The sequence below is a fragment of the Planktothrix sp. genome (genome assembly GCF_046067725.1).
In the GTDB taxonomy this organism is placed as follows: Bacteria; Cyanobacteriota; Cyanobacteriia; order Cyanobacteriales; family Microcoleaceae; genus Planktothrix.
Map to the genome: position 1 here is coordinate 1 of NZ_JBJUDF010000356.1, position 7,757 is coordinate 7,757.

Annotated in this window: 9 protein-coding genes; 5 read left to right on the forward strand and 4 right to left on the reverse strand. The window is 40.1% G+C overall.

What is annotated here, in order from left to right:
- Together ACKPEB_RS21940 and psaK are read right to left on the reverse strand one after the other, a co-directional pair.
- The coding region (locus tag ACKPEB_RS21940) for a site-2 protease family protein (protein ID WP_408967143.1) at positions 1 to 468 on the reverse strand (468 nt) is incomplete at its 3' end.
- Positions 469 to 704: 236 nt separating this feature from the next.
- Positions 705 to 986 (reverse strand): photosystem I reaction center subunit PsaK, encoded by a 282-nt coding sequence (gene psaK, locus ACKPEB_RS21945; RefSeq protein WP_408967144.1) that lies wholly within the window; start codon positions 984 to 986, stop codon positions 705 to 707.
- Positions 987 to 1,208: 222 nt separating this feature from the next.
- Between psaK and ACKPEB_RS21950 the strand changes: the two genes are divergently transcribed.
- Positions 1,209 to 1,847 carry a phosphoribosylanthranilate isomerase gene (locus ACKPEB_RS21950; protein ID WP_408967145.1) on the forward strand — a complete coding sequence of 213 codons (639 nt, stop codon included), beginning with the start codon at positions 1,209 to 1,211 and terminating at the stop codon, positions 1,845 to 1,847.
- A 128-nt stretch (positions 1,848 to 1,975) separates the two neighbouring features.
- Positions 1,976 to 2,842 carry a calcium-binding protein gene (locus ACKPEB_RS21955; protein WP_408967146.1) on the forward strand — a complete coding sequence of 289 codons (867 nt, stop codon included), beginning with the start codon at positions 1,976 to 1,978 and terminating at the stop codon, positions 2,840 to 2,842.
- Between the two features lie 28 nt (positions 2,843 to 2,870).
- On the opposite strand, the gene ACKPEB_RS21960 is transcribed toward ACKPEB_RS21955, so the two are convergent.
- Entirely contained in the window at positions 2,871 to 3,194 is a 324-nt protein-coding gene (locus ACKPEB_RS21960) for a hypothetical protein (RefSeq protein ID WP_408967147.1), read from the reverse strand.
- Positions 3,195 to 3,524: 330 nt separating this feature from the next.
- On the opposite strand from ACKPEB_RS21960, the gene ACKPEB_RS21965 reads away from it, so the two are divergent.
- From ACKPEB_RS21965 to ACKPEB_RS21975, 3 genes are all read left to right on the forward strand, one after another.
- On the forward strand, positions 3,525 to 4,361 hold the full coding sequence (locus ACKPEB_RS21965; RefSeq protein WP_408967148.1) for a photosystem II manganese-stabilizing polypeptide: 837 nt from the start codon (positions 3,525 to 3,527) through the stop codon (positions 4,359 to 4,361).
- A gap of 537 nt (positions 4,362 to 4,898) precedes the next feature.
- Complete coding sequence (locus ACKPEB_RS21970; RefSeq protein WP_408967149.1) at positions 4,899 to 5,672, forward strand: RNA polymerase sigma factor SigF; 774 nt, start codon at positions 4,899 to 4,901, stop codon at positions 5,670 to 5,672.
- Positions 5,673 to 5,769: 97 nt separating this feature from the next.
- Complete coding sequence (locus tag ACKPEB_RS21975) at positions 5,770 to 7,137, forward strand: TldD/PmbA family protein (protein WP_408967150.1); 1,368 nt, start codon at positions 5,770 to 5,772, stop codon at positions 7,135 to 7,137.
- 144 nt (positions 7,138 to 7,281) lie between these two features.
- Here the strand turns inward: ACKPEB_RS21975 and ACKPEB_RS21980 are convergent, their stop codons facing one another.
- Positions 7,282 to 7,437, reverse strand: coding sequence for a hypothetical protein (locus tag ACKPEB_RS21980; RefSeq protein WP_408967151.1), 156 nt, complete (start codon positions 7,435 to 7,437; stop codon positions 7,282 to 7,284).
- Positions 7,438 to 7,757 lie beyond the last annotated feature (320 nt).

Here is a 7,757-nt window from a genome sequence, read left to right on the forward strand (position 1 = left end):
GGGCAACCCTGGAATTAAATTAAAAATACCTAAAACTAAGTTAATGCTGGCTAAATCTTGGGCTAGGGAATAAATTAAACTGGAAGGAGGTAAGATGTAAGTAACAAGATTGAGGATAAAAAATAAACTAAAACTGACCAAAGGGCCAGCGATCGCCACTTGAAACGCTTGACCCGGAGTTTTGGATTCTTGGTCAATGGAAGCTACCCCTCCGAAGAGAAAAAGGGTAATCGAATTCACTTCAATTCCTTGAGATTGAGCCACTAAACTATGACCAAGTTCATGTAATAGCACTGAAGCAAATAACAAAATTGCGATCGCAAACCCAGCCATCCAAGATAAATTCGGCCCCCATTGAGCATAATCTTGGCGATTGACTACTGTAAACAGTAAAACAATTGCAAACCAAGAATAATCAACAAAGAGTGGAATTCCAAATAATGTTCCAATCCGGCAACCTGCCTGCATGAGATGCTTTTGACTCCATGTATTTGATTTTCTCAGTTTAACCTTCTTGTTAATAGTATATCAAAAATTTTTAGTTCTTAGAAGGATGATCTAATAACGCGAATGGCGCAAGCTATTAATCTTTAGCCTGCGCTTAATTCGCATGGGCAGGTTAGAAGGTTGAATTGAAGATAACAGAGAAAATTCTAAACCGATTAAATTTCCTGATTGTTTTTAACTTTCCTTGGGGACTCGCCCTAGAGAACTCCAGCATTTCCTAATGCTAAAATCACTCCAGCCCCTAAAATATGGCCAAAACTTACCGTTGCTAATAATTCAGGAACTCCAAACCCCGTAAACATCCGAGGTAAACCGGGTAAATTTGGCCCTTTGCCGCGATTTTCTTTAGAAATCGCATAGAAACCAATGAAAATTGCTAACAAGTTACAGGAAATCATGATAATGGCTACGCTCGGAGACCAACTGACGGTCTGGGGAACTGTCCCTTGTATCGACATCAATAATGAAGTGTAAATCAAGTTTCTATCTCCTGATGAATTGACAAATTTGTGAATCGCAAGGAATGGACTGGATCTTTTCCTAATCGTGATCCGTTCAGAAAATGACCGTCTTTAACTTCAAGGATTATAGAAATTTGATTGTAAAAACTGTCAATTTGTTGAAAAAGTTAATATTTAATGTAAAATTTTGATACGAATTGACCCTGGAATCAAACTCTCAACTCAATAGGAAAAGGATGAATGCGAATTAAAATTTGTGGAATTACTCAACTGGATCAAGGTTATGCGATCGCACAACTCGGTGCAACGATGTTAGGATTTATCTGTGTCCCTTCTTCCCCTCGTTATGTTCCATCTGAAAAAATTAGCAACATTTTAAACAAGTTACCGAAGTCGATTCAAACCATTGGTGTTTTTGCCAATACCAGTATCGAGCAAATTTATCAAATTGTTCTTGAAACCGGATTAACGGGTGTACAACTTCATGGTAATGAATCTCCTGATTTTTGCGATCGCCTGCGTCAAATGTTACCCCAGATAGAACTAATTAAAGCATTACGCATTAAATGTTCAGCCACTTTACTTCAGACCCAAGATTATTTTAACTCTATTGATGCTTTGTTATTAGACGCTTATCATCCTCAACACTTAGGCGGTACAGGTAAAACATTAGATTGGAACAGTTTACAACAATTTTCTCCTCCTTGTTCTTGGTTCCTAGCTGGAGGATTAACCCCTGATAATATTCAGGAAGCATTACAACAGTTAAAACCCGATGGAATTGATTTATCCAGTGGGGTTGAACGGTCTCCTGGCGATAAAGATTTAGAAAAAGTGAAGCAATTATTTGATCGTTTGAAAACCTTTAGTTTAAATTAAAATCTAATACCCCGGATTTATGATCTAAAATAATATGTTGCAGATTCTTCGTTCCGCTCTGCTCCACTGAAAATGACCAATAATTTTTAAACAATTAATGATTGTTCTTTTTCTCTTATATTATTGCTATGACTCCAACGACCCCAAATCCTTTTATAACCAATAGTAACGATAGTTTTCTCAATGAAAATTTAGAAGAACCCATTTTATTTGATCCCAGCTTAATTTTTCCTGATGTTGAAAATCCCAATCTACCCACCATTGATTTCTCCAATTCTACACAAGTTCAATTAATTGCTGATCCGAATAATTCACGGCGATTATTAGGAAGCGATACCTCCGAATATATTCGCTTATTTCAAGGAGAACTCACCAACTATCCCGATGGAATTTGGAGTTTAGCCGGAGATGATCAAATTATCGGAAGTCCCGATGCTGAAAATATTTTTGCCAATCAAGGTCAAGATAGTATTGATGGAGGAGGAGGGAATGATCAAGTATTTGGGGGTCAACAAAATGATCAGATTTTGGGAGAAGAGGGAGATGATTTTCTCCGAGGAGATATTGACCATGATATCCTCGATGGAGGAAACGGCAATGATCAATTGTATGGCGGAAAAGGCAATGATCAAATCTTCGGTCAAGGCGGGGAAGATATTCTATCAGGAGATTTAGGAATTGACACTTTAACCGGAGGGGAAGGAAGTGATATTTTTATTTTAAGAACCGACGAAGCCACCTTCAATTTACAACAAGTTGATGTAATTACAGACTTTGAATGGTTTAGCCAAAATGATAAAATAGCCTTAACCGATGAACTCACCCATAACGATATCAACTATCAACAATTAATTGATTATCAAGGGGATGGTTTAGTCAATGATACAGTCATAACCCTCATTCAAACTCAAGAAATTTTAGGTATCGTTTTAAATGTCGATGATTTTGCCTTAGATGGAGTCTTTCTCGCCTCTAATTCTTTAAATATCATCTAAACTTAACCTAATCCATCCCTCAAGACTGTTATTCCTCCTGTAATTCCTCAGCTACAGAATCTGGGTTGATTTTGTCGAGCATCGATTTCAGAGAACTGCGAGGAATATAAGGCCAACCGCCTTTAGATTCAATTTCTCGCAATAAATGATAAAGTTGCTGACGATTATCCGGTAAAGATTGTTGAAACAGACTATCGCGAATATCTCGGTGTAACTGTTCTAAAATTCTCAGGATGGCCAAAAGCTCCATCGTATTTCCTTCAACAGTATTCGCCAATGTCCAAACCTCATGCGCTAATGATTCAAGCTGAGTTAACGAAGATTGTGCATCAAATTCAGTGTGACTATCCATAATTGAGACCCATCATTAGCGGACACCCCATCCGAAAGGGTGCATCACAAATTAACTTAAGTAGTTTAACTCAAGGTTGAGGAATTTGTACTTCGGGTAAAAAAAGAGTCACAAGCCGTGTAAAATCTCTATTGGGTTATGTTTCAGCTACCCAATAGCTTCCTAATTCAACGTGACCAACCCCGTTGAAGCCAAAGTCCTTATGTCTTTAGACCAAGGAGTTTGAGAACGCACCCTTAAAAGTGTTCCCATTTGTGGCTAGGTCGCCGACAACGATTTCAACGCCACAACCCTAATTTCACATATCAATTTTGGATATTGAGGTTGACAATGAGATATCGCGCTTTGGTTGCTGCACTATTAGCAATCTGTTTAACTGTACTCACCGCTTGTTCTGATGCTGCACAAGCTAAAGATCCCAAGCAACTGACCTATGATGATATTAGAAATACAGGATTGGCTGTAAACTGTCCGACTTTACCGGAAACAGCACGGGGTTCAATTGCTCTGGATGCGAACAAGTCTTATACCGTCACAGGTTTGTGTTTGCAACCGACCAACTATTTTGTCAAAGAAGAACCCACCAATAAACGCAAAGAAGCTGAATTTGTTCCGGGTCGTCTTTTAACTCGATTCACCTACAGCTTAGATCAAATCAGTGGCGATTTGGTGATTGGTGCGGATGGAAAACTCACCTTTAAAGAAAAAGATGGAATTGACTTCCAACCCATTACCGTTTTACTCCCCGGTGGCGAAGAAGTTCCCTTCCTATTTACCGTTAAAGGTTTAGTAGCTACCTCTAAAAATCCAGTCACCACCATTAACACCTCTGTTGATTTTACTGGGGATTTTAACGTTCCTTCCTATCGGGGTGCTAACTTCTTAGATCCCAAAGCTCGTGGGGTAGCCTCCGGTTATGATAACGCTGTTGCGTTACCTGCAACAGCCGATAAAGAAGGTTTAACCAGTGCCAATGTTAAGTTAGCCGATACCAAGGTCAAAGCCGGTCGTATTTCCTTACAAATTTCTAAAATCGACAGCGAAACTGGAGAAATTGCTGGAATTTTTGAAAGTGAACAGCCTTCTGATGACGACTTAGGTGCTAAAGAATCTTTGGATGTTAAAGTTCGGGGTGTCTTCTATGGTCGCCTTGAAGCCGCAGCATAAGCTAACCTATCCATATTAAATTCTTCACTAAAGACTTTGATGTTGGAAGAAAGGGGGATTAGCTCGTTATTCTATCTCCGGTTGATCATGAACCGCAATGTTCAATAACCCAACGGTTAACGGATGAGGGGTAATGGTTTAACCCTCTGCCTTCTAACACTCAACCCCAAAACACTCTGCCTAACTAAAATTGCTAAACCGATTCGGTCGTTAGCTTGATTTGAGTTACAGTTTGAGGCACTTACACTCAAATTCATTAATTTGTATAAAAATCTTGTATCAACTCCAGAAGTAGAGCTAGAATAATATAAAGTTGCCCTTAATCTGTATAAATTGATTCAAGCTAGGCTTCCCGGCGATCGCCCAAAAGTCCTCGTTTAGTGCATAGCCTCGACCTCACACTGACTGTTCCATCTAGGTTCAGAGTTCTACCTTCCCACTAGGGTTCCTCTTTAACCTCACCTTCCCTGTTAAGCCGAGTGTGGTCAAGATTGATACTGAACTAATTAGCCAGCCCTACCAACGCAGGATCTTGTCATGCCTACTCAAGTCATCAACTATCCCAGAAGTGAAAGTTTGGAACTGTTACGCCAATACCAACAGTCTCCTTGCAAAGATGTCCGCAACCGGATTGTTCAATTAAATATAGGATTGGTGCGTAAAGAGGTACACCATTGGGTGAATCAGTGTACCGAAAGTTATGAAGATTTACTTCAGGTCGGGTGCATCGGATTAATTCGAGCCATCGAACGATTTGACCTCTCTAAAGGCCATGCCTTCAGTTCCTTTGCCATTCCCTATATTCGGGGTGAAATTCAGCACTACTTAAGAGACAAAAGCCCATCCGTCCGAGTTCCTCGTCAATGGTTAGCTTTACAACGGCAATCCTTGAAGGTGATTCAACAACTTCATTTAGAACTCAAACGTCCCCCCACCGACGCAGAAGTCGCGACAGCGTTAGAAATTTCCGTTGAAGAATGGAATGAAGTTAAACTAGCTAACCGGAACCGTTCTTTATTGAGTTTAGATGCTCCGGTTCAAGATGAAGAAGAAGGAACCACTTGTTTAGGGGAATTAGTCCCCGATAGCCGTTATCGGAGTTTTCAGTTAGCTCAAGAAGATCAAATTCGCTTACAGCAAGCCTTAGCTAAGTTAGAAGACGGAACCCGAAAAGTCTTGGAATTTGTCTTTTTGTATGATTTAACTCAAAAAGAAACCGCAGAACGTTTAGGAATTAGTTCTGTTACGGTTTCTCGTCGGGTGAAAAAAGGCTTAAGTTCTTTACAAAAACTCATGGCCGGTGGTGAGTAACGAAGTCTTCCAGCCTAAAATCCCAGAGCGACTACAATAAAGAAAACAACAGTGTAATTTGGGCGTCAATTTTACAAGGGATTAGGCTGTGGATTTAATTCAAGAGAAGTTACTCACGACCCTAAAAATCCACCAACATCAGGTGGATTACTTAGAGATTCGACTACAACAAAGCGAAGCAACGGCGATTGCTTATCGCGGGTCTCAACTGGATGCGGTAAACCGCAATTTTTCCTTAGCGGGTGGAATTCGAGCTTGCCATAAAGGGGGATGGAGTTTTGTTACCTTTAATGGTTTAGAGGAATTAAATCATCGGATTGAGGAAGCGATTTCTCAAGCTCGTTTAGTGGGAGAAGAAACCACTGAACTCGCGATTAGTGAAGGAATTGTTGATCAAGTTCAGGTCGAGTTGAAACGTGATCCTAGAGGAATTTCTTTACAAGAAAAACGTCAATTGATTGAAAATTATAATCAATTACTGTTAGATTTTGATCCTCGGATTCAAGCCACAATTGTCAATTATACAGATCAATTTAGTGTCACCTATTTTGTGAATTCTTTTGGCAGTTGTATTACCCAAGAACGGTTAGATGTTAATGGTCGATTTGGAGCCATTGCCAAAGGGGAAGGAGGAATGATTCGTCAAGGATTTGAATCCATTGGTTCTCGTTGTGATTATAATGTTTTATTGGGAGTTGAAGAACGAGTCAAAGGTGCTGCAAAACGAGCCATTCGCCAGTTAGAAGCCAAACCCGTTAAAGGGGGTCAATATACCGTTGTCTTAGATCCTTATTTAGCCGGAGTCTTTATTCATGAAGCCTTTGGTCATTTATCCGAAGCGGATTTTGTCTATGAAAATCCCCGAATGCAGGAGTTATTAGAATTAGGAAAACCCATGGGAATTGAACAATTAACTGTTGTTGATGATGCAACAATTCCTGACCTTCCGGGTTCAATTTGTTATGATGATGAAGGCGTTCCCGCTCAACGCAAATATTTAATTAAAAATGGCATCTTAACCCAACGGTTGCATAATTTAGAAACGGCGGGAAAAATGAAGGAAAAACCCACCGGAAATGCTAGAGCTTTAAGTGCAACCTATCCCCCCATTGTGCGAATGACCAATACAGCTATTGAAGCCGGCGATCGCACGTTTGAAGAAATGATTAAGGATATTGAAGAAGGGGTGTATGCCGTTAGAATGTTAGGAGGCCAAACCAACGGAGAAATGTTCACCTTCGCCGCCGCAGAAGGATATATGATTCGCAACGGTGAAATTGCTGAACCCGTTAGCAATGTGACTTTGAGTGGAAATGTCTTTCAAACCCTCAAAGATATTGAAGGAATTGGCAATGATTTACTGTACACCAATGGCGGTTGTGGTAAAGGGGGACAAATGCCATTACCGGTTAGTGTGGGTGGGCCCCATGTCCGCATGAAAAATGTAGTGGTTGGGGGTCATTAATTGAAATGACGAGAAAGCCTGGTAAAAGGACTCTACCAGGCTTTAGGGTAATTTTTGACCATATACCGTTCTAGGGCTAAGGTTAACACGACTGAGTTTCACCACTGCCTAGCTGAAGGGAGGAATTGCTGAACAGGATAATTCCTAGATCTGGCGCATTTCGGCTTCAAGAATCCGAATCAGATTTTCGTCTCCATTGCTTCTAGCAACTTCCAGACGATGTTCTAATCTTTTTTGGATGTTAGCGCGATGGACATCGGAGAGTTTCACAGAATTTTTGCGTAAGTTTTTGTTCAACATGGACTTTTTTTAATAATCATTTGTGCTTACTCCTCTATTATATCCCCCCTTTCGCAAAATTTGGATGACATTGCTGCAAAATCTTAAAATTTTGTAACGTAAGCTACAGCTTTATTTAGAAAATCTGCATCGAGTATTTATACTTAGGAAAATTCCTCCACCCTGAAGGGGACTTTAAGAAACCGGGTTTCTGAACCCATCTTGATTTCATTCCCTAGATACCCATGAGAAACCGGGTTTCTCGGATGGATATGTTGTTAGATGGCACCTTGGAAATTGCCAACAACCCTTGATTCTAGGGTTCCTTTTTGGCACAATAG

Excerpts from the sequence above, each read along its gene's own strand:
- ACKPEB_RS21955 (WP_408967146.1), top strand. The coding sequence starts at position 1,976 with ATGACTCCAACGACCCCAAATCCTTTTATAACCAATAGTAACGATAGT.
- ACKPEB_RS21960 (WP_408967147.1), bottom strand. The coding sequence starts at position 3,194 with ATGGATAGTCACACTGAATTTGATGCACAATCTTCGTTAACTCAGCTT.
- ACKPEB_RS21950 (WP_408967145.1), top strand. The coding sequence starts at position 1,209 with ATGCGAATTAAAATTTGTGGAATTACTCAACTGGATCAAGGTTATGCG.
- ACKPEB_RS21980 (WP_408967151.1), bottom strand. The coding sequence starts at position 7,437 with ATGTTGAACAAAAACTTACGCAAAAATTCTGTGAAACTCTCCGATGTC.
- ACKPEB_RS21970 (WP_408967149.1), top strand. The coding sequence starts at position 4,899 with ATGCCTACTCAAGTCATCAACTATCCCAGAAGTGAAAGTTTGGAACTG.
- ACKPEB_RS21965 (WP_408967148.1), top strand. The coding sequence starts at position 3,525 with ATGAGATATCGCGCTTTGGTTGCTGCACTATTAGCAATCTGTTTAACT.